Consider the following 20,221-nt stretch of genomic DNA (forward strand, 5'->3'; position numbering starts at 1 on the left):
GCTCACGGAGAGCATGAGCCGTTTCTCGTTTCGTCGTGTTTTGTGGGGGCGAAGCCCCCACGCCCCACCCGGCGGGCTTTGCCCCCGGACCCCCTTTCGGGTTCGTCCGTCCAACGGTGTTTCCGAGCCATGCTCCGTCCGGTGGGCTTCGTCTCCGGGACTCCCTTTCGGGTGGTCGGTTCGACGGTGTTTCCGAGCCATGCTCCGTCCGGTGGGCTTCGCCCCGGACCCCTCTCGGGTTCGGCCGCCCGTTGGCGTTTTCGATCGGTGGCTCACCTGGTGGGCTTCGGCCGGGACTCCCTTCGGGTTCGTCCGCCCCGGACCCGCCCCAGGTTTTCACGCCCAGAGTGCCCGGAGCCTTCCCGCGTTCACGCGCCAGAGGGGTTCGTCGGGCATCGCGCGGTGCCGTGTGCCCACCGTGCGCTGGACCTCGCTGTCCCGCTACTCGGTCACGCAGGGTGCCCACCGTCGAGATGTACACCGGCCATCGGTTGGTGCCAGGCCGAAATTGACAGCCGCTGATGCCATCGATAGCTTTGGATCGAAAGCTGTTTGTGCTCAGCTCTGTTCATTGTTAGATCTGTCGATCACGATGCCAACTATGGGGGATGTGCTGATGGCCGTCGAGGGGGACCTTGCCCGTGCGGTGGAGGGGTTCGCGCAGTTGGCCACGGACATGGAGCGGAAAGTTCAGCGGTTCGCCGAGTTGCAGGGGCGCATGAGCACGCTGACGGCAACCGAATCGGGGGCCGGCGGCCGAGTCAGCGTCACTGTGGACAGCAGTGGGATCCCGACTGCGATCGATCTTGCTTCGAATGTGCGGCAGATGGATCCGCAAACATTGTCCGCGGAGATCCTGTCGTGTATGCGGAGAGCGCAAGGAAAGCTCCGCCCAGGGATTGCCGAACTCGTACACGACGTTGTAGGCGACGATCCGGCCGGCGCCGCACTCGTCGATGGTTTCAACCGACGCTTTCCCGAACCGGACGAAGCTTCATCGCCGCATGATCGCGTTCCGCCGCAGGCCGAGAAATCGCCACCGCCGAGCGTGGCCAATCCGATGGCCTCCCTGAACAATTCGGTTCCGTCCGCATTCGTGGCTACGACGCCCACCGTCCCGCGGACACGCAAACCCGACCGCGATCAGATCTTCACCCCCGACGAGCCCGACGAGGACGATGAGTACTTCCGCCGGAAGTCTTGGCTGGTGTAATCGGTGACCACCAATCCTGACGCTGTCTCGGTAGATCCCGACGAGGTGCGAAATCACGCCGACAAGGTCGAGGCCCTTGTGGGCAGTGCGGACAAATGTCTCGAAGCCGCAACCTATCTCGCATCTGCAGACGACGGCTACGGCGACATGCTCCGGTCGCTGATGACCTGGATCTTCGAGGACAATCATCGATCAACCATCGAGGTGATCCGCAAGGTCGGTGAGAGCGTCGCCCAGCAGCCCGAGAAGCTGAAGGCGGTGGCAACGGCCTTCGAAGATCAGGACGCAGCGATAGCGAAAGCGCTGTCTGAACTACGGGCGACGATAGGGACGTCGAAATGAGCTTCGACGACGTTGCGCCGCCCGCCAACGATCTCATCGACCAGGGGTCCGATTACCGGAACGCCTACTACCAAGAGGACGTCTCTTGGCTGTCCAACGTCGGGCTCAAAGGCGACGATAAGACCGGGGGCTTGGGTGTACTCAAAGGCACCGTCGCAGGCGACGCGTGGGATATATACGGAAACCTACGTAGCGGCAGTTACAGTGAGGCACTCTTCGGAGTAGCCGGTGTCGGAGCAACCGCCGTCGAGGCGATCAAGATCCTTTCGGCTTCGCTGGAACCCAGGTTGCCAAATGGATGCTGGAACATATCGAGCCGCTCAAGAAGAGCTACGAGGAGCTGTCCGGCAACCCGACGATTGTGGAATCGTACTCGAAGTCGTGGAAGGCGATTTCGGGTGAATTGTCCACGATGAGCACGAACTGGCAGGAGAGTATCGAGAAGGACGTCATCACCTGGACCGGCAGCGCCGGCGACGCGTACCGTAGCGGCGCCAAAGACCTCCTGACGGCGATCGATACCGCTGCGGCAGCTGCGGCTTCGCTCAGTCAGCAAATGGAGCTGGCGTCGAAGATGATTGCCATTGTGCGAGATCTGATCCGCGACATTATCGCGAGCCTCCTCGGCGCGGCCATCGGATACACGGCCGAGTTGCTGGTTACCGCGGGCGCCGCGGCCGGCCACGTGATCGCGTCGTTTCTCGCGAAGTTCGCGAAAAGCTGCCTCGACACGATGACGTATCTGAAGAAGCTATACGACGTGCTGACGTCGATCGGAACGTACCGTGAACCGATTGCCAAAGTGTTGCAGAATGTGATGAGCTTGGTCGATTCCGCTAACAGTGAAAACGCTGGGCAACCTGCGGCGCAAACGTAGGGCGGGACGACGTGTGGAGGCTCGATGAGCCTCGCCTGCAAACAGCGCTCGAGAAAAATGCATCGCGCCACAGTGAAGTTCGTTGCGTGTGCAGGTTGCGGTCGGCAGTTGTTCGATCCGGAATTTCAGTCGGCACGACTCCGCGAGAGTGCGACGCCTCGAAGATCTCGGACAGGTATCGGCTATGTGATACTTGGCAGATGAGTCTCGGGGATGCCTTCGGCCTGACGAATTCGCCAAACTTCATACCGAAATGCCATGGGGAAGAAGGCGATACAAGGTATCCTTCGCCACGCAACCTACGGTCGCTGGGTGCCGGACTGATCGACTTCGTACTACAGTTCGGCTCGATCATCGGGATGGTGGCTTTACTAGCGCTGGTGGTGCACAGCTCGACCCCATACAAATATGCGCTGGTGCTGATACCGATCGTCGTCCTCGGCGGGAATCGGATTCTGTTGCCGAAATGGGTGCACGGGAGTGTTGGCGAGTTGCTGTTCGGGCTCGTGGAGATCCGCGGTAGCGACGGCGCGTGGCCCGGTTGGCGAGATTTGTGGGGTCAGGGGAATGGTCGCGATGGTGTGCCCAATCTTGTGCGCGTCCGCCGCTGCGATGTCCGCGGCGCCTGAAAGACGCGACAGAGGACCGGGCTTCGATTCCCGGCAGCTAAATAAAACGGGAGACTCGCAGAGAGCGCTTACCCTCCTTTACAGCGAAGTGTCCGCATGATGTTCGCCGGTCAGAGGGCTGGGGGTGGGCGGTCGGGGACCAGGAGGGCGGCGATCTGTCGGCCTGCGTCGACCGCGTTGTTGCGGCCGGCGTCGGAATTCGGGCCGAGGGTCACGTAGGCGACGACGGTGGTCTCGGTCTTGGTGTCGTAGTAGGCGACGCCGTCGTAGCCGCCGTAGGACGGGTTCATGAACAGCCAGTCGCCGAGGTGTACGACGCCGAATGCGAAGTACTTCTCGGGGGTCAATGGGCCGAGGCCGGCTGTCGACGGCTCCATCATGCGGCGGAATTGGTCGGGGGTGAGCAGGTCACCGGTGCCGAGGGCCCGAACCCAGCGGCCGATGTCGGCGACGGTGGAGGTCATGTTGCCGCTGTGCAGGAACGCGGTCGGGTTCCAGAATGTGGAGTCCTCGAAGATGTTTCGCTCGTTGGTGTAGCCGTGCAGGATCGGCCCGTCGATCTGCGGAGTCAGCACCACTTCGCTCGCGCTCATACCGAGCGGATCGAGGATGTATTCGGCGATCAGGTCGCCCAACGGTTTGCCGGTCGCCTTCTGAAGCACTTCGCCGAGCACCACCAGATCGCTGTGCGCGTAGGCGAAGCTGGTGCCGGGTGCGAACAAGGGCGGTCTGGCGTTGGCGCGGGCGAGCAGTTCGGCGGCCGTCCAGGTGTGGAAGGGGTTGTCGCCGAAGATCTTCAGGAACTCCGGCTCGGTCACGTAGTCGGCGATACCTGAGGTGCTGTCGGCGAGCATGCGCGGGGTGATCGCGTCCGCTCGGGGGAACTCGGGCATCCAGCGCGCGATGGGTTCGTCCAGCGGTAGCACACCGTCACCGTCGAGGCGCCACAGCACGGTCGACAGCATCGGTTCCATCGGCTGCCCGACGCGCAGCCGCATATCGGCGGTCGCGGGCGAACCGAGCGGCGAATCGCCGAGTGCGCCGAGGGCGAGCTGCTCCGCACCGCGCCAGGCTCCGAACACCGCGGAGGTGAGATCCAGTTCGCTCATCGCATCACGCATGAGACCGGTGATCTTCGCGGCTTCCGGACCGGTCGCGGACGTCGCCGATCCGGTGTCCTTATCGGCGCTACAAGCGCCGGCGATGAGGACGAGCACGATCGCGAGCACCGCCCACGCCCCGCGATGCCCCCGATATCGGGTCGGCACGCTCATGACGGCGATCCCTTCGTGGCAGGAAAACGTCCCGAGCAGCGTCTTAGCAATCTACGCCGCCCACCCCACATCCGATAGGGCCGACGACTGGCCGGCAACGCCGTCGACAGGAATCGGGCCTGACGGCGAGTGTCCGACTCGGCGGTGGAAGCTGACGAGGCGGCCCGCGCCGACCGGGTTCATCAGCCCGGTAGCGGGTACCTCGGAAGCGTCGACGACGAGAGGAGGCGGCGATGGAGAGTCGCGCCAAATTCTTGGGACATGCTGTTCATCCGATGCTGATCGCGTTTCCGCTCGGTCTGCTGACCACGGCGGTCGTGTTCGACGTTCTGTATCTGGTCACCGACCGGGGTGGTTTCGCCGTCGCTGCCGGGTACGCGATCGCCGCGGGGATCGTCGGTGGGGCGGCCGCGGCGTTGTTCGGGTGGATCGACTGGTTCGCCATTCCGGGTGGCACGCGGGCCAAGCGAGTCGGGCTGGTGCACGGGTTGAGCAATGCCGTCGCGCTGGTGCTGTTCGCCGTCAGCTGGCTGCTGCGCGCTGACGCGGGCGCGTGGGAGCCGAGTCCGGCGGCCTTGATCTGTAGTTTCGTGGCGGTGGCGATCGCTGGGGTCGCGGCCTGGCTCGGCGGTGAGCTGGTCGAGCGGCTCGGCGCCGGGGTCGACACGGGCGCGAATCTGGACGCCCCGAACTCGCTGACCCATAAGCACCTCACGCAGGGTATGCAGGCGTCGGGCTCGTAATCCCGGCAGTATGCCCGGCGGGGCCGGAGCGTCGTTGCCCCGGCGCCGGCCGCGCATGCCTGCCGTTGTCACACACTCATCGACGGATCCGGTTCGCCGTACGCAGCGGCGATGTCCTCGGAACTGCTCCACCCGCTGTAGGTCGGCGACTGTGGCCAGCCCTCGGGCGAATCCTGCCATTCTTCCTGCCTGCCGTAGGGGAGCAGGTCGATGAGGGCGAAGGTGTAGCCGAGTTGTTCGACGCCGCGGCCCTCGGTGTGCCAGGTGCGGTAGACGGTGTCGCCGTCGCGCAGGAAGACGTTCACCGCGAACGCCCCACCGGGCGGGGCGCCCACATCGGCGCCGAAGGAACTGTTCGCGGTGGAGTACCAGTCCATCCTGTTGCCGACGCGGCGCTTGTAGGCGAGCGCCTCATCGATCGGCCCCTGGGTGACGATCACGAAACGCGCGTCGTAGTTGTCCAGGAACTTCAAGCGTGTGAACTGCGCGGTGAAGCTGGTGCAGCCACCGCACTGCCACTGCTTTGCCGGGAACCACATGTGGTTGTAGACGATCAACTGCGACTTGCCCTCGAAGACGTCGGCCAGCCGCACCGGCCCGTCCGCGCCTTCCAAGGTGTAGTCGGGCATCCGCACCATCGGCAACCGACGCCGCTGGGCAGCGATCGCGTCGAGCTCCCTGGTCGCGGCCTTCTCCCGAGCCCGCAACGCGGCCAGCTCACGCTGCCAGGTCTCGGCGTCGACGATGGGCGGCAGTGCTGTCGTGCTCATGAGGTCCTCCCTGGTGGGTCCACACATCCGGCTGTAGATGTAGACCTCCTCGGCCCGCGGAATTCATCGCTCGCCGCCCACGTCTTCGGCGAGCCAGTACCTCGACCCTGGCGCGCGCGGTTCGGACTCACGCCGCAGCGCCGCGAGCCGACCACACGCATCACGGGGCCGGCGCTACCCGACTAATGGTCGTCTTTGTCATAAGGCCACCAGATCGTCGCCGCGATCACCGCCATCGGCAGTCCGCACGCGACGGTGTATCCGGCAACCGTCCAGGCACTCACCCTGCACCGATGGTCGACCATCGAGCGAAAGACAATCGCGGGCAAACGATCTCCACATCCGCGAAATGCATCACCGCGTTGAGTCGGATGGGATCGAGGTGGTCGGGTGTCGGGGTTATGAGTGCGTCGACATCTGCGGTGCGAACCTGCTCCGACAGCGGTAGCGGTGAGTAATCTCGCGGCCACACCAGCACATAACCGAGACGCCGAGCGAGTCGGTGTACCTGAGCAGCCTCCCACTCCGTCGCTCGACTCGCGTCCGGGTCTATCCATGCCAATGCAGTCGGTTGGTGTCGCATGTGTGCCCCCATCCGTCGGTTCGAAGTCATCCGCCGCCGAGGAGCCGTACCGAGTGACGCCATCCACGCGGCGGCGGGCCGATCTCAGCGTTCCGCTTGTCGGACGTGGCGAACAGCGCAAAACTGTAGGCAAACAAGGACAATGACTTCCGTGGGGAGAATCGACGAACGCCGATCTCAGGTCGCGCAGGCTGGCTCGTGGCTGGACTCAGACCGAGTTGGCCCAACTCGTGTGCGACGAAGTCGAGCATGCGTCCGGCCGACGTCCGGCGGTCGATGCACAGGCCATCAGCCGAATCGAGTGCGGTGAGATCAGCTGGCCGAGAAAGGAAACCCGGCAAGCCCTTGCGTCACTGTTGGAAGTCGGGTCAGAATCGGACCTCGGTCTCCATCCGAAACGAACCCGACGTGATGCCGAAAGGGACGAAGCCACGAAGCGGAGAGCATTTCTCGCCCTCGCCGGCCTTGCGGTGACGATCCCTGATGATCCGACACTCCGACGGATCGGCGCCCGCGACGTGGACGAGATGCGGCAAACGTTCGCGCGGCTCGAGGACCTCGACAGCTACCTCGGCGGAGCGGATACATTCCGCTTGTACGTCACCGAACTCAGCCGCACGGAGCAGATTCTCAGCCGGGCGAACGCCGCGCTGGACGTACGTACCAGCCTGACCGAACTTGCTGCTGAGCAAGCCCAGCAAGCAGGGTGGGCGGCATTCGACGCGGGTTCGACCGACACCGCGATGAAGTTGTTTCACTACAGTCGTCGCGCTGCCGACGAAGCAGAGAGCGTTGAGCTGGCGACGAACGCGCTGATGCACATCTCATATGTCAGCCGGGATGTTGACTGTGCGCGAGGGGCGGAAGCAGCGTGCGCTCGGATCGGCCGGCGCGCCCCTGCGAAAGTGCGCGCATTGCTGGAATCTCGACGCGCATGGTCGTGCGCTGTCCAAGGCGACGGTGACGGCGCCGCCCGTGCACTCGATGACGCCCGTGATGCGCTCGAACGTGCCGACGGCGCGGACCCGCACTGGTGTGCCTGGGTCGACGAGGGTGAAATCGACATCATGACCGGCCGTGTGTGGTCGGTGCTCCACCGGCCGGATACGGCAACAGCGCCGTTGGAGCGGGCGCTGGCGAACTACCCCGACCACTGGGCGCGTGACAAGGCGCTGTATCTGACCTGGCTGGCCGATGCCTATCTCGACGCCGGGGACGATGAGCGCGCTCTAGGTATAGGCACCCAAGCTCTTCAGCTCTCCTGTCGGGTCGCATCTGTTCGCCCGCTGGCCCGCGTCCGGGAAGTCGCGCAGCGATGTACCGCCGCCGGAATCCCCGGCAGCCAGGAATTCGCGCGATGTGCGGCCGCGGCGCGCGTGCCTATTCCACCCCGGCTGTAGTGCGTTCGACCCAGTCGGCGTAACTGTCGATACACCAGTCGACGGGCGTTGCTGTCACCTCGGGGCTATCCCACGGGTGCAGCTGGGACAGACGTGACGCCAGCCGATCACGTGAGGCCGTAGACGTCCGCAATGTGACTCGCCACTCCTGGCCCTCACCCAGCTCACCCGAATGCCAGAAGACAGAAGCCGACGGTCCGCTGATCTCGGCGCTCGCAGCCAGCCGCTCGGCGACCGCTGCCCGCGCGATTGTCCAGGCATCAGCCTCGGTCGGGGTCGTAGACGTCACCGACCACACTCGCACCGCTGTCATGCGACAACTGTATGCGGCATCGGCCTCAGGACCCGCCGACGGTGCAATCGCTAATTGGTCGGCTGACCTATACGAAGCACGGGTGGATACAGCACGCGCGCCGCTTTTTACCAGGTCCGGTCGCCACGCAGGACCGCATCCGCGCCACCGTCGACGAACACCACCTGGCCGGTGACGTGGGAGTTGGCCGGGGAGGTGAGAAAGCCGAGCAAGGGGGCGATTTGGTCGGGGCGGGCGTGGCCGTGCAGTGGCATGGGGACGGCGGTGTCGATGGCCTGGCGGCCTTCTTCGGTGTCGAGCATGGGCTGGATCATCGGCGTCACGATGGTGCCTGGGGCGATGGCGTTGAGGGGGATTCCGGCGCCCGCCCATTCCGGTGTGATGGCTGTTCGCCGCACCCATCGCGCGATCGCGGCCTTCGACGAGGCATAGATCTGCGCGCCGTCGCCGCGTTCGATGGCTGTCTGCGCGGCTTTCACCGCTGACTGCTCATCGCCGGCGAGTGCGGCCTCGACCGTCGCGGCATCGGTGGGATGCAGCGACGCCACCGACGAGATCACGACGGCGCGGGGATCGGTGCCTGCGGCGAGTAGCGGCCGCAGCCCTGCGAGCGTGGCTACGGCGCCGAAGTAGTTGACCTGGATGGTCAGCGGATCGAACAGCGCCACTCCCGCGCAGGCGATCACGCCGTCGAGTCGGCCATCGGCGAGTTCACCTGCGCGTTCGACGAGGGCGCTGCGGCCCGCGTCGGTGGCGAGGTCGAGGGTGATGTCTGCGTCGCGCAGGTCCGCGCCGATCACGCGGATGCCCTGGTGGTGTAGGTAGTCGCTGGTTGCGGCGCCGATGCCGGAGGCGCTGCCGGTAACGAGGAATGTGCGGGGCATATCCTGCCCTTTCGTGGCGAGGTGACTGCGCGCCGGACGAGTGCGCATCTGTGACAGGACGCCAGTTTGTGCCACAGTGCTAATGTGTGTCAAGACACATTCAGGAGGAGATGTGATCGACCGGGAACAGTCGTTGACCGATCGGCGGCGGCAGGCGGTCCGACTGGATATCGCGGCGTCCGCGGCCCGGCTGTTCGTCGAGCGCGGATTCGACGCGACCTCGGTCGACGACATCGCCCGCGCCGCCGGAATCTCGGTGCGGACCTTCTACCGGCATTGCGATGCCAAAGAAGACACCCTCACCCCGATCGTCGTCGCCGGCATTCGCGACTTCGTCGGCTACCTGGCCGCGAGGCCGGAGCAGGAGCCGGTGGAAACCGCGGTGCACGCGGCCTTCGTCGAGGCGTTCCGCCGCGACAGCTACGCCCATATCGTCCCTACCCGAGACCTTTTCGTCCTGCTCACCTCGGTGCCGGGGATCCGGGCGCGATGGATGGTCGCGGCCAACGACCTCGCCGACGAATTACGGCCCGTCATCGGTGCACGTGCGGGGCTGGATCCGCAGAGCCTGGAGGCCCGGCTGCTCTCGCACACCTTGATCGGCGCTTTGACGGTGACCCTGGAGCACTGGGTCACCTGCGACCCGGACGATTCGTCGGGTCCCGTCGACGCCCCGAGCTTGGCGGCGTCGGCGCTGTCGGTGATCCGTTTCGGGCGGCCGTGAGCGACTGTCGACCGTCAAACCTCTGCCGTACACGGTGAGCTGAATCGGCCCGGGTCGACGGAGCCGCTGGTCGACACTCCTGGCGCGATGGAGTGCTCACCGCGTGAAATCGAGTCCGGCCCCGGCGAGGTAGGTCGCGGTGATGGAGCCGTCGGGATGTTTGTGGCCGTAGGCGGCGATGACGGCGCCTGCGGAGATGTCGGCGACCTGTGAGCCGAACAGGACGTGGACCTTCGTCGACGGGGTGGTGTAGACGGTTGTCGTTGTGCCGAAAAGGCTTTCGACCTGCAAGGTCGATCCGTCGGTCGCGGCGACCCGGCCTACGGCGATCATCCGTCCGCGTGGACCGGAAGCGGGACCGGGCGCAGGCGCGTTGGGGGCCGGTGCCGACGTGGCTCGCGGGGGATCGACTTCGGGTGGCGGTGTGCTCGGTGTGCGATGGCCGGTGAACAGCGTGATGAGGACGGCCAGCAGAGCGATTACGGTGGCGGTTCCGCCGAGAAGCAGAGTGGACTGAGTACGCGGAGAGACCGGGTCCGGACCGATTGCCGGGCCGGCGGGGTCGTGCGCGCTCGAGCTGTCGGGCGAGTCGCCGGGTTCGGCTACCCGCACGTCCGCCTGCGAGAGGCGGGACCACGGCGTGCTCTGCGGCATAGATCACAGCGTAAGGGCGGGTTGACGGGGAGTATCGCCACTGGCGGTGAATGGTGGTCGACGTCGTCGGTGTCGCATTCGTTAGGGCCAGAACCGGATTCGCGGGCCCAGAATCGGGCACTCTAAATCTTCGCCCGTGAGGTTCGGGTCGGGCAGCCGCTGCACGCGGCCCAGGAAACGCACGCCAGACCTGAGCGCGATCCGGCTGCCGATCTCGCGCTCACGGGCACCGGCGAATCGTCAACCCGTGAGTGGCCCGTCGGGCTCTCAGCTCGCGGGCCGCAGGATCCGCAGGGTGACGAACAGTCCGAGGGCGAGGGCGACGGTGGCGGGGATGGCGGTGCTCAGGGTTCCGGTGAGCGTGGCGATGCCGGCGGTGAAAATGAGGCAGGTGGCGATGGCCAGCAGTGCGGTGCCCCATTCCATGCCGACGATCCGGGCGGGTCGGTGGCGCAGTGCTGTCATGACCGGGGAGTACCCAGCCCGCCCAGCAATCAAACCGTTATCGCCGGCCGGATGTCCGTTATGTGCCGCGATCTGCGGTTTGTCCGGGCTTTTCGCTCGTCGCGATGCCATGATCGAGCCTTTCTCGGCGTTCGCTCACCCTCGTGGGCGGTCTACCGATAACGACCCGGCAACATCGCGGATGGCACGCAGCAAACAACGAGACAACCGTCACGCTGGTAGTGCGGGCCCGTACCAGCGGCGGCTGCGATCAGCGCTGGTGAGTGATCGGACCGGCGGTGAGCATCCGCAGGATCTGGCCGCCGAATCGGCGCAGTCCCCGAGCCGACCGGCGGGTGCGAGCTACCGACCAGACGTCGGTGGTGGCGGGCGCGGGGCGGGGGAGCCCGGCGAAGCGGTCGTCGAGCCAGTCCGCCATCGTCGGCGTGCCCAGGAATTCCAGTGGCAGATGCAGGGCGAGGCGGTCGCGCAGGTAGTGCACCTCGGCGCCGGCCGCGCGATACCGGGCGACGAGCGCGTCCACGTCGGCGACGGCGATGACTTCATCCGGGATCGCTTGCAGGATCAGCATCGGAATCCCCGGGGCGGTGGCGCCGGGACGGATGTCGTCGAAAATCGTTTGCAGCTGCGGTAATCGGACCAGCTCCGCGATTCCGCCGTCGCTGTGCCGGTCGATGCTGCGTCCGGCGAATCGCGCGAGCAACGCGAAGGTCGTGCCCGACTCGGCCTCGGCGAGCAGCCGCAGGTAGCGCGGATACAGCCGCTCGGCCAGCATCGGCGCCAGTTCGGGGTAGGCGCGGCGCAATCCGGCGGTGTAGACCGCGGCGAATCCGGCGTACGCGGTGGCGTTCAGTCGCACGAACGCGGACGCGGGATCGCCGACCGGTGATCCGGCGACCGCGCCCACGAGATTGATCTCCGGTGCGTACTCGGCGGCCACCTCCGCCGCCCACGCGGTCGCCAGCCCACCACCGGAATAGCCCCACAGGCCGACTGGTGTGTCCGCCGACAGGCCGAGCGGCGCGAACGACAGGGCCGCGCGGATCCCGTCGAGCGTGCGATATCCCGGTTCACGACCGGCCCCGAAGTGACCACGCATCCCCTCGTGATCCGGGACGGAGACGGCCCACCCGCGCGCGAGAGCGTGTGCGATGAGCGGGAATTCGAGCTGCGGAATCGCACCGAACACTCGGGCTCCACGCCGCAGCGCGTACGACGGGAAACAACTCGACACCACGGCGTCGATCGCGCACTGGAACGAGACCAGCGGCCGGGCGAGCGCAGGATCGGCGGCGTGGGGCAGCAGGACGGTCGTCAACGCGACCTCGGCCGCACCCTGCCGATCGGTGGTCCGGTACAGCAGTTGCCACGCCTGCACGCGCTGCGGAATCCGGCCGAACCACGCCACTTCCACTGTGCGGGAGCGGATCACGGTTCCCGGCGCGGCGGCCGAGACATCCGGCGGCGGCAGGCAGAACGGATCGTTTTCGACGCGCAGCGGTGGACCCGAGCCCGGAAACGGATCCGCCGAACCCGCGTATCGGCGGGCCCGGCGGTGCCCCTCGCCCCCGGCAGGTAACGCCGCCTCGGTCTGCATCGCTGGTGGTCCTCCCGAGGCATTGTCGCGCTGATGAGGCAAATCTAGGTTCGTGGCGCGACCGCCGTCACTACGCCGCGGGCACGAACTCGCGCCGCCGGCCTTGTGTCCGGAGACAATTTTCCGGTGCCAGGTCGTCGCTGTGACCGGAGGAATTGCCGGTGGGCTAGGTGTGGGCGACAATCCGCCACATGCTCGCCGCCCTACCCCCGTTGGCCGGGGACGCCCCGATCCTGGACCGACTCGGTCGCGGGCTGCCCGATATCGCCGACCGCATGCTCGCGGCGGGGCTCGGCTCGACACCGACCATCGCGGATCTGCCCGACGGCCATTTCCACGAGGTGGTGCCCGCCATCCTCGCCTGTGGCCGCGGGTTCCTCCGGGCCTTGCGCGAGCAACGGGAATTCACCGACGCCGAGCTCGCGCGTTACGTCGCACCGGTGATCCGCCGTCATGCCGAGGAGCGAATTCCGTTGCGGCTGTTGATCGATGCGGTGCACGGGTCGGCTCAGCAACTCCTGCGGGAGTCGGCGCGTTCGGCGGCACCGGAGGAAATGGACGATCTGGTGGCCTTCGGCGCGCACCTGCTGGATCTGCTGCGCCGCATCAATCTCGTGGTCTACGAGGGGTATTCGGAGGTGGAGCAGTCGGTGTTCCAGCCCGACCGCGAGGCCCGGCGGGCGCTGTGTTCGGCCCTGCTGCACGGACTTCCGGTCGCCGAGCTGGCCGCGCGCGCCGATATCGCGCTGGAGGAGCACTATCGTGTGCTCGCCCTGCGGGTGCCGTCGGAGCAGCACCCGCTGCCGGTGGCGACGCTGATGGCGCGGCGCCGGGTCCGAGTACTCCAATCGATCCTCGATGACGTCACCGGTCGCGCCGCGCTGCACACCTTCGACGGAACCGCGGGGGTGGTGCTGCTGCCCGGCGGGCCGCACACGCACGCCGAGCAGGTCACGGCGACCACGGCCCAGCGATTCGAGGCCGGGGTCTACCTGGCGGACGGCGGCGAGGTCGCCAGAGCGCAGCTACCCGACGCCGCCCGCGAAGTCACCGATCTCGTCGATCTCGCGCTCGCCCTCGGCCGCCCGCCCGGGAGCTACCGGCTCGACGATCTGCTGCTCGAGTATCAGCTGACCCGTCCGGGCCGGGCCCGCGACCGGCTGGCCGAACGCATCGAGCCGCTGTCGACTCGACCGCATCTGCTCGCAGCTCTCGACGCCTACCTGCGCCACGGCACCGACCGCAAGACCGCCGCAGCCGAGGTGCATGTGCACCCGAACACCTTCAGCTATCGGCTGCGCCGCATCGCCGAACTCACCGGACTCGACCCCGCCGATCCCACCGACACCCGGCTGCTCGCCGCCGCGCTCACCGTCGTCCGGGCCGGTTGACGCGCTGCCGGATCGCCCGGATTCCGCACCTCCACCGCTGTGACGACGATCACGGGATAATCGGCCGTGACGATTGCCCATGTCCGGGTGTCCAACACAGGAGCGGCGGAGGAGGTGGGTGTGACCGCGACCGAGACGACGACCGTGCCGGACGATGTGACTCTGGTCAGCAGGTCCAAGGACGGCGATGTCCGGGCATACGAACAGCTGGTGCTGCGCTATCAGGGGCAGATGTTCCGGCTCGCGTCCAAGATGCTTGCCGACCGTACCGAGGCCGAGGACGTGGTGCAGGAGGTCTTCCTCGCGGCGTGGCGGCGATTGGCCCAGCTCAACGACGACGCGGCGTTCGTCGGCTGGCTGTACCGGATGACGACCAACCGCTGCCTCAACGTCATCCGGGCCAGGCGCCCGCACGTCGACGCGGATCTGGATCTGACCGAATCACCGCGTTCGGATATCCAGCCCGAACACGCCACCCAGGTGAACACCCAGCTCGAGGCGCTGAACGCGGCGCTACAGGATTTGACGCCCGAACAACGGGCCTGCTGGCTGCTGCGCGAGGTGCACGGCCTGTCGTATGAGGAGATCGGAGACATCGTCGGCGCGAACACAACCGCGGTCCGCGGCCGGATTGCCCGCGCCCGAGCCCAACTGTCCGAGGTGATGAAGCCATGGCGGTGAACGAGACCACCGAGCAGGACTATGTCCTGCCGTGCGGGCGTGCACTGGAACAGGTATGGGACCGGCTCGACGCGATCGAGTCCGGTCGGGCCGATGCGCACGAGCTGAACTGCCCGCATTGCGCCGCCGCCAGGGACAGTCTGCTGGCCTTGCGCGCGGCGACCAGGCAGATGATCGAGGAGCCGGAAGCGCCCCCGCCGGATCTGGTGGGGCGGATCATGTCGGCGGTGCGCGCCGAGGTGCGCCGTGGCCGCACCCTCGACCTGCCGACGCCCGAGCCCGGTGCGGTGGGGGTGAGCGAGCAGGCCGTCAGCACGGTGCTGCGCTATGCCGCCGATTCGGTGCCCGGAGTGCGCGCACGTCGCTGCCGGGTGCGCCCGGCCGGGATCGGCGACGGTGGTGAGTACCTCGTCGATGTCGAGCTGTCGGTGGCGGTGCGTTTCGGCCCGACGCCGGTGTCCGAGCTGATGCCGATCGTTCGCGAACGCATCACCGCGGCGCTGCCCGCCCGCATCGGGCTGACGCTGCACCGGCTGGATCTGACCATCGCCGACGTCTACGAGGACCCGTCGATGGATTCCGCCGACGAAGCCGGAGGTGATCAGCGGTGACGGGTGCGGTGGCGGTACAGATCGAGCCGCCCGTGCTGGCGGCGGTCGCCGCGCACGCCGCCCTGTCCACCTCCGGGGTGGTGCGGTTGGAACCGGGCGTGCGCGGTCTGGTGACGACTCTGGTGCGGGCCGGCAGGCAACGCTGGCTCGGGACCGATCCCGCGCCCTCGGAAGGTGTGCGCGTGCGACGTACGGAGCTCGGGCGGCTGGTGGTGCAGGTGGACGTGGTGATCGCCGGCGACCGGCACGCCGGCGAGGTCGGCCGCGCTGTCCAGCGAACGGTGGCTCAGCGAGTGCGTGAGCAGACCGGGCAAGACGTGGACGAGGTCGTGGTGTCGATCCTCGATATCGAGCCGGAGCCGCGGTGATGGCAGCAGAGGACGTCATCGACAAGATCATCGGGGCGGTCGAGGGCGTGACCGGGCTGCGGCCCGCGACGCCGATCGTGCGGGAGAACGCGACATGGTGGCCGTGGGACGCCCGCAAGTACGCCGTCGATCTCACCGAGGACGCGGTTCAGGTGCGCGTCGTCGCATCGTCGCTGCCCCTGCCGCCACTGCTCGATCTGGCTGGGAAGGCGATTGGGCCGGTCCTGGCGGGTACTCCATGGGAGCGGGCCACGCTGCGACTGGTGGTCACCGAACTCGACGCGGCCGCTTTCACCGAGGAAGGAACTGTGGGTCAGGTCACACCATGAGCCCGTGACGACCGCCCCGCCCGGGTGTCGAACACAGTGCGGGACCGAATCCGCTGCATCCCAAAGGAATCAGGAGGAACACCGATGACCGCCACCACCGACAAGACCACCCCCAACAGCACGGCAGGCGACACCGCCGCCACCGAAAAGGCTCCCGTCAAAAAGGATCACGCCCTGGTGACCGATCTCGGCAGCACCACCATCTCCGACATCGTCGTGCAGAAGGTCGCCGGACTGGCCGCCCGCGAGGTGCGCGGCGTGCACAACCTCGGCGGTAGCGCGGCCCGCGCCTTCGGCACCATCCGCGACCGCATCCCCGGCGCCTCGGCCAGTATCGGCCAGGGTGTGTCGGTCGAGGTCGGCGAGACGCAGGCCGCGGTCGATCTGGAGATCGTCGTCGAATACGGCGTCGCCATCGCCGAAGTGGCCCGCGCGGTGCGCCGCAATGTGATCACCGCGATCGAGCAGATGACCGGCTTGCAGGTGGTCGAGGTCAATATCAACGTCAACGACGTCTACATCCCCGGCGATGACGACGACGCCGATGCGCCGCCGGCGCGCGTGCAGTAACCGGCGACCGGACCCAGCGAAGAGGAGTCGATTGTGAACGCCACGACGATAGGCCTGGCAATAGGGATCGCGCTCGGGTTCGCCGCCGCCTTCGGCGGATTCGGCGCGTTCCTGACCGTGCTGGTGTTCGCCGGGCTCGGCCTGGTGGTCGGACGGTGGCTCGACGGCGAGCTCGACCTCGCCGCACTGGTCCGGTCGGCCCAGGACAAGGGCAGGCGATGACGACGGCCGCGGTCGGTGCCGACGCGGCCGGACTCGAGTTGCCCGGCCGGACCACGGTCAGCGAACGAGCGGTGCGCCGGATCGCCGCGCATGCCGCCGCCGAAGTGCCGGGGGTGGATCGCGGCGTCAAGGTCGACGCCACCGTCTCCGGTGACCGGACCGCGCTGGCGGTGCGGCTGCCGGTCCGCTACCCGCAGCCGGTGGGCCGGGTGACCGAGCAGTGCCGCGCGCACCTGCGCGAGCGCACCGCCGAACTGACGGGTATCACGGTCTCGAAGGTCGACATCGTCGTCTCGGCGTTGACCACCGAAACCGTTGCGGCCGGGAGGGTTCGATGATCCGCAGGCCGCGGCGCGCCTGGCCGGCCGTGCTCATCGCGGTGGCGGTGATCGCGGCATGCGTCGCGGTGACGGTGTCGCTGGTGCAGCGGCTGACCGGCACCAGGGAGTACGTCTCCTACGATTCGGTGGCCGGTGAGCTGCACGGCATCACCTGGAACGAGCTGCCGGTGCTGATCGGCGGGATCGTGGCTCTGCTCATCGGGGTGGTGCTGCTGGTGATCGCGTTGTTGCCGGGCCGGGCGAAGGTGCTGCCGTTGACCGGGCACGACGACGGGATCCGGGCCGGCGTCAGCCGGTCGGGACTGCGAACGATGTTGCGTAGCAGCGCCGCCCGGGTCGACGGTGTGACCTCGGCGCGGGTGAAGGTGCGCCGCGACACCGTCACGGTGATCGCGCGCACCGACCGGCACGACAATGCCGGGCTCGCCGACGCGATCTGCGAGACCGTCACCGACCGCGTGCATCAACTGGGTCGGCCGGTGAAGCGGGTGAAAGCGAAACTGCACGGACCCGAAACCGGAGGTCCTCGATGAGCAAGGTGAATCGGCCCGCCGCGGTGAACCGGGTGCTGATCGGGCTGACCGGGCTGGTCTGCCTGGCAGCCGGCGGGTACGCGGTTGCCGCCTACTACGGGCAACTGCACTGGGTGGACCAGGAGTCGACGCTGGTTCCCGGCACCGCCGCACCGCCCACCTGGGTGTTCTGGGCGGTGATCGCCGGTGCGGTCGTTTTGGGGTTGCTGTGCCTGCGTTGGTTGCTGGCCCAGATCTTCCGGATGCCGAAATCGCAGACCTGGCGCTTCGACGCCGACGGCTCGGCCGGAACGACGGTGATGGCCTCCTCGACGGCGGCGGCGCCGGTGGCTGCCGACATCGAAGCCTTCGACGATGTGCGTTCGGCCTCGGCCTGGCTGACCGGCACCCGGTGGGCGCCGGAACTGCATCTCACCGTCACCGCGGAACCGCACGCCGACGTCGGGCAGTTGCGCCGCCGCATCCTCGACGAGGCCGTGCCCCGGCTGCGCCAGGCGCTCGAGCTCGAGTCCATCCCGGTGACCTTGGAGTTGGGCTTCGCCGATGCCGGCAAGAAGCCGCAGCTGCGCTGACTTGCGGGGCATGTCGTCGGGCGCGATGTGCGCGGCCCGGGTGCGGCAGTTCAGGCACGCGGCGGGGCCGGCCGACCCGCTTCACTTCGGGTCGGCCGGCGCGACGCATACGGACGCAGGTGTGACCGCTCGGCCCACGGCGCGGCAGGCCAGAGCGGTGCGCCGAATGCGGTCCCGATAACCTGTCGATATGCAGTGTTCGCCGATGACGCCGAGCCCGCGGTGACCACGGACTGGTACACCCGCCAGGGCCGGATCGCGGTGCTCACCGGGGCCGGCATCTCCACCGATTCCGGGATCCCGGACTTCCGCGGACCGCGCGGGGTGTGGACCGAGGACCCGATCGCGGAGCTGCTGTCGACCTACGACAACTATCTCGCCGACCCGGACCTGCGCCGCCGCTCCTGGCTGGCCCGCCGCGACAATCCCGCCTGGCAGGCCAGGCCGAATGCCGCCCACACTGCGCTGGTCGAGCTCGAACGGGCCCGCACGCTCACCATCATCACCCAGAACGTCGACCGGTTGCATCAGCGCGCCGGATCCTCGCCGAGCCGGGTGATCGAGATCCACGGCAATATGTTCGACGTCGTCTGCGTCGACTGCGACTACACCGCGACGATGGCCGCGACGCTCGAGCGGGTCGCCGCCGGTGAGGACGATCCACCGTGCCCGCGGTGCGGTGGAATCCTCAAGGCGGCGACGGTGATGTTCGGGCAGGCAATGCAACCGCGCACCATGTTGAAGGCGACGATCACCGCCGAATCCGCCGATCTGTTCCTGGCGATCGGCACGTCGTTGCAGGTGGAGCCCGCCGCCTCATTGTGTGCGCTCGCGGTGGACAACGGTGCCGACCTCGTCATCGTCAATGCCGAGCCCACGCCCTACGACCGCATCGCCACCGAGGTCATCCGCGAACCCATCGGCACCGCCGTCCCCGAGCTCGTTTCGCGCATCCTCGGCTACTAGCGCGTGTTCGCCTGGCAGCGCTACGCCTGGGTCTCCGCGTGGAAAGCGTTGCCGCCGAATATGTTCGGCTATCCGCGCACGCTGCTCGGGGTCGATCCGAAACGCTGCCGGAAGGCGGTGCTGAAACTGCTCACCGAGCCGAAACCGAGTCCGAGGGCGATATCGGTGACGCTGGTATGCCGGTAGGCCGGGCTGCGCAACCGGGCATGGGCGAGCTGTAGCCGCTCTTCCCGGATGAGTTCGCGCGGGGTGGTGCCCGCCTGCTGGAGGGCGAGCTGGACCTGGCGCACCGACCAGCCGAGGGCCCGCGCGATCTGCGCGCTGGACAGGTCGGGATCGCCAGCGTGGCGTCGAATATAGTGCCGCACAGTCGATTCGACCTCGCCGAGGTGGCTGCCGTTGGTCGGTGTCTCGCCGAGAGCCAGCATGCAGACCAGATCGACCAGTCGCTCGGCCACCGCGTCGAACTGGGCCGCGGTGAGCGTGCCGGCCTCCTCGTACAGACCGGTCAGCATGGTCGCGGCCACGCGGCCGAGGCCGGTGCTCAGGTCCAGGGGGCGTGCGGGTGGTTCGGCGCGGTTGAGCCGATGCTGGATCTCGCGTCGCGGAATGGTCATGATCAGCCCGTGGGTGCCGCTGCACGCGGTGAACGACAGCGGCCGGTTGATGGTGATCAGGCTGCTCATCCCTGGCTTCAGCGAACCGGTGCGTTCCTCGCTGCTCAGGTCGAAACGCCCGGTGAGTGGCATGACCAGGCGATAGTCGTCGTCGGGGTCGGCGCGGATGTGGGTGGCCGCGCGGGTGTAGACGATCGGATCGGATTCGCGGCCGACGATCTGATAGGTGTCGGTGCGGTGACGCCGGATCCGGCCGTAGAAATCGGTGGCCGAACCGAACTCGTAGCTCAAGCGCACGCCCTGGAAGGAGTCGACCAGCTCGGCCCAGTAGTCGACACGGTCACGCGGGTCGACGTCCGCTGTCGACGCCTCCTCGACCACCGCCTCACCTACCATCACAGACTCCGTTCTCGTCCCGTGGGTGGACCGGGCCTCGGCTGGATACCCGCTGAGCCGAGGATAGGTCGTCGCCGTGCGGTTTCGGGCCGAGTCGCGCGAGTGGATCTGCGCCGGGGCGCAAAGTTCGTGCGCTCGGCGACAACCGCGCGGGGT

26 protein-coding genes are annotated in these 20,221 nt (G+C 67.4%); 18 read left to right on the forward strand and 8 right to left on the reverse strand.

Annotation, left to right across the window (positions count from 1 at the left end; all coding sequences use genetic code 11):
- Nucleotides 1-601: 601 nt before the first annotated feature.
- The 4 genes from FEK34_RS30260 to FEK34_RS27850 all read left to right on the forward strand — a co-directional run bounded on the left by FEK34_RS30260 (nucleotide 602) and on the right by FEK34_RS27850 (nucleotide 3,061).
- Complete coding sequence (locus FEK34_RS30260; protein ID WP_171048438.1) at nucleotides 602-1,213, forward strand: YbaB/EbfC family nucleoid-associated protein; 612 nt, start codon at nucleotides 602-604, stop codon at nucleotides 1,211-1,213.
- 3 nt (nucleotides 1,214-1,216) lie between these two features.
- Complete coding sequence (locus tag FEK34_RS27840) at nucleotides 1,217-1,555, forward strand: type VII secretion target (RefSeq protein WP_138452682.1); 339 nt, start codon at nucleotides 1,217-1,219, stop codon at nucleotides 1,553-1,555.
- Between the two features lie 298 nt (nucleotides 1,556-1,853).
- Entirely contained in the window at nucleotides 1,854-2,432 is a 579-nt protein-coding gene (locus tag FEK34_RS27845; protein ID WP_138452684.1) for a hypothetical protein, read from the forward strand.
- Between the two features lie 200 nt (nucleotides 2,433-2,632).
- Nucleotides 2,633-3,061 carry a hypothetical protein gene (locus FEK34_RS27850; protein WP_138452686.1) on the forward strand — a complete coding sequence of 143 codons (429 nt, stop codon included), beginning with the start codon at nucleotides 2,633-2,635 and terminating at the stop codon, nucleotides 3,059-3,061.
- Nucleotides 3,062-3,171: 110 nt separating this feature from the next.
- Here the strand turns inward: FEK34_RS27850 and FEK34_RS27855 are convergent, their stop codons facing one another.
- Nucleotides 3,172-4,335, reverse strand: coding sequence for a serine hydrolase domain-containing protein (locus FEK34_RS27855; RefSeq protein WP_138452687.1), 1,164 nt, complete (start codon nucleotides 4,333-4,335; stop codon nucleotides 3,172-3,174).
- Nucleotides 4,336-4,568: 233 nt separating this feature from the next.
- Between FEK34_RS27855 and FEK34_RS27860 the strand changes: the two genes are divergently transcribed.
- Nucleotides 4,569-5,078: a DUF2231 domain-containing protein gene (locus FEK34_RS27860; protein ID WP_138452688.1), complete on the forward strand. Its 510-nt coding sequence runs from the start codon at nucleotides 4,569-4,571 to the stop codon at nucleotides 5,076-5,078.
- A gap of 68 nt (nucleotides 5,079-5,146) precedes the next feature.
- Here the strand turns inward: FEK34_RS27860 and FEK34_RS27865 are convergent, their stop codons facing one another.
- The gene (locus tag FEK34_RS27865) at nucleotides 5,147-5,848 is read right to left on the reverse strand and encodes a DUF899 domain-containing protein (RefSeq protein WP_138452689.1); all 702 of its coding nucleotides are present in this window, start codon (nucleotides 5,846-5,848) and stop codon (nucleotides 5,147-5,149) included.
- Between the two features lie 813 nt (nucleotides 5,849-6,661).
- Between FEK34_RS27865 and FEK34_RS27875 the strand changes: the two genes are divergently transcribed.
- On the forward strand, nucleotides 6,662-7,831 hold the full coding sequence (locus FEK34_RS27875) for an XRE family transcriptional regulator (RefSeq protein WP_138452692.1): 1,170 nt from the start codon (nucleotides 6,662-6,664) through the stop codon (nucleotides 7,829-7,831).
- Here FEK34_RS27875 and cutA read toward each other — a convergent pair.
- Nucleotides 7,812-8,144, reverse strand: coding sequence for a divalent-cation tolerance protein CutA (gene cutA, locus FEK34_RS27880; protein ID WP_138452694.1), 333 nt, complete (start codon nucleotides 8,142-8,144; stop codon nucleotides 7,812-7,814). The two genes, FEK34_RS27875 and cutA, sit on opposite strands and share 20 nt — an antisense overlap.
- A 107-nt stretch (nucleotides 8,145-8,251) precedes the next feature.
- The gene (locus FEK34_RS27885) at nucleotides 8,252-9,028 is read right to left on the reverse strand and encodes an SDR family oxidoreductase (RefSeq protein ID WP_138452696.1); all 777 of its coding nucleotides are present in this window, start codon (nucleotides 9,026-9,028) and stop codon (nucleotides 8,252-8,254) included.
- A 112-nt stretch (nucleotides 9,029-9,140) separates the two neighbouring features.
- Between FEK34_RS27885 and FEK34_RS27890 the strand changes: the two genes are divergently transcribed.
- Nucleotides 9,141-9,752, forward strand: a complete 612-nt coding sequence (locus FEK34_RS27890) for a TetR family transcriptional regulator (RefSeq protein ID WP_171048439.1) — start codon at nucleotides 9,141-9,143, stop codon at nucleotides 9,750-9,752.
- Nucleotides 9,753-9,848: 96 nt separating this feature from the next.
- Here FEK34_RS27890 and FEK34_RS27895 read toward each other — a convergent pair whose 3' ends face one another.
- The 3 genes from FEK34_RS27895 to FEK34_RS27905 form a co-directional block, all read right to left on the reverse strand.
- Nucleotides 9,849-10,406 (reverse strand): hypothetical protein, encoded by a 558-nt coding sequence (locus tag FEK34_RS27895; protein WP_138452700.1) that lies wholly within the window; start codon nucleotides 10,404-10,406, stop codon nucleotides 9,849-9,851.
- A gap of 267 nt (nucleotides 10,407-10,673) precedes the next feature.
- The gene (locus FEK34_RS27900) at nucleotides 10,674-10,871 is read right to left on the reverse strand and encodes a hypothetical protein (RefSeq protein ID WP_138452702.1); all 198 of its coding nucleotides are present in this window, start codon (nucleotides 10,869-10,871) and stop codon (nucleotides 10,674-10,676) included.
- 250 nt (nucleotides 10,872-11,121) lie between these two features.
- On the reverse strand, nucleotides 11,122-12,468 hold the full coding sequence (locus FEK34_RS27905; protein ID WP_138452703.1) for a lipase family protein: 1,347 nt from the start codon (nucleotides 12,466-12,468) through the stop codon (nucleotides 11,122-11,124).
- A 191-nt stretch (nucleotides 12,469-12,659) separates the two neighbouring features.
- Between FEK34_RS27905 and FEK34_RS27910 the strand changes: the two genes are divergently transcribed.
- The 11 genes from FEK34_RS27910 (at nucleotide 12,660) to FEK34_RS27960 (ending at nucleotide 19,052) form a co-directional block, all read left to right on the forward strand.
- Nucleotides 12,660-13,859: a PucR family transcriptional regulator gene (locus FEK34_RS27910; RefSeq protein ID WP_138452705.1), complete on the forward strand. Its 1,200-nt coding sequence runs from the start codon at nucleotides 12,660-12,662 to the stop codon at nucleotides 13,857-13,859.
- A gap of 120 nt (nucleotides 13,860-13,979) precedes the next feature.
- Nucleotides 13,980-14,540: an RNA polymerase sigma factor gene (locus tag FEK34_RS27915; protein ID WP_138452707.1), complete on the forward strand. Its 561-nt coding sequence runs from the start codon at nucleotides 13,980-13,982 to the stop codon at nucleotides 14,538-14,540.
- A complete protein-coding gene (locus tag FEK34_RS27920; RefSeq protein ID WP_138452709.1) occupies nucleotides 14,531-15,151 on the forward strand; it encodes an Asp23/Gls24 family envelope stress response protein in 621 nt (206 codons plus the stop codon). The genes FEK34_RS27915 and FEK34_RS27920 overlap by 10 nt, the downstream gene beginning before the upstream one ends.
- Nucleotides 15,148-15,519 (forward strand): Asp23/Gls24 family envelope stress response protein, encoded by a 372-nt coding sequence (locus FEK34_RS27925; protein WP_138452711.1) that lies wholly within the window; start codon nucleotides 15,148-15,150, stop codon nucleotides 15,517-15,519. The genes FEK34_RS27920 and FEK34_RS27925 overlap by 4 nt, the downstream gene beginning before the upstream one ends.
- Complete coding sequence (locus tag FEK34_RS27930) at nucleotides 15,519-15,848, forward strand: hypothetical protein (protein ID WP_138452713.1); 330 nt, start codon at nucleotides 15,519-15,521, stop codon at nucleotides 15,846-15,848. The genes FEK34_RS27925 and FEK34_RS27930 overlap by 1 nt, the downstream gene beginning before the upstream one ends.
- A gap of 84 nt (nucleotides 15,849-15,932) precedes the next feature.
- Complete coding sequence (locus tag FEK34_RS27935) at nucleotides 15,933-16,418, forward strand: Asp23/Gls24 family envelope stress response protein (protein ID WP_138452715.1); 486 nt, start codon at nucleotides 15,933-15,935, stop codon at nucleotides 16,416-16,418.
- 33 nt (nucleotides 16,419-16,451) lie between these two features.
- Nucleotides 16,452-16,640 (forward strand): hypothetical protein, encoded by a 189-nt coding sequence (locus tag FEK34_RS27940; RefSeq protein ID WP_138452717.1) that lies wholly within the window; start codon nucleotides 16,452-16,454, stop codon nucleotides 16,638-16,640.
- Entirely contained in the window at nucleotides 16,637-16,978 is a 342-nt protein-coding gene (locus FEK34_RS27945; protein WP_138452719.1) for an Asp23/Gls24 family envelope stress response protein, read from the forward strand. The genes FEK34_RS27940 and FEK34_RS27945 overlap by 4 nt, the downstream gene beginning before the upstream one ends.
- A complete protein-coding gene (locus FEK34_RS27950) occupies nucleotides 16,975-17,514 on the forward strand; it encodes a DUF6286 domain-containing protein (protein WP_138452721.1) in 540 nt (179 codons plus the stop codon). Before FEK34_RS27945 ends, FEK34_RS27950 begins: the two co-directional genes overlap by 4 nt.
- Nucleotides 17,511-18,086, forward strand: coding sequence for an alkaline shock response membrane anchor protein AmaP (locus FEK34_RS27955; protein WP_138452723.1), 576 nt, complete (start codon nucleotides 17,511-17,513; stop codon nucleotides 18,084-18,086). The genes FEK34_RS27950 and FEK34_RS27955 overlap by 4 nt, the downstream gene beginning before the upstream one ends.
- Before the next feature lie 195 nt (nucleotides 18,087-18,281).
- Complete coding sequence (locus FEK34_RS27960; protein WP_249359682.1) at nucleotides 18,282-19,052, forward strand: SIR2 family NAD-dependent protein deacylase; 771 nt, start codon at nucleotides 18,282-18,284, stop codon at nucleotides 19,050-19,052.
- Between the two features lie 68 nt (nucleotides 19,053-19,120).
- Here the strand turns inward: FEK34_RS27960 and FEK34_RS27965 are convergent, their stop codons facing one another.
- The gene (locus FEK34_RS27965) at nucleotides 19,121-20,065 is read right to left on the reverse strand and encodes an AraC family transcriptional regulator (protein ID WP_138452725.1); all 945 of its coding nucleotides are present in this window, start codon (nucleotides 20,063-20,065) and stop codon (nucleotides 19,121-19,123) included.
- Nucleotides 20,066-20,221: the final 156 nt, after the last annotated feature.

Origin of the sequence: Nocardia cyriacigeorgica (assembly GCF_005863245.1) — a bacterium.
GTDB lineage: Bacteria > Actinomycetota > Actinomycetes > Mycobacteriales > Mycobacteriaceae > Nocardia > Nocardia cyriacigeorgica_C.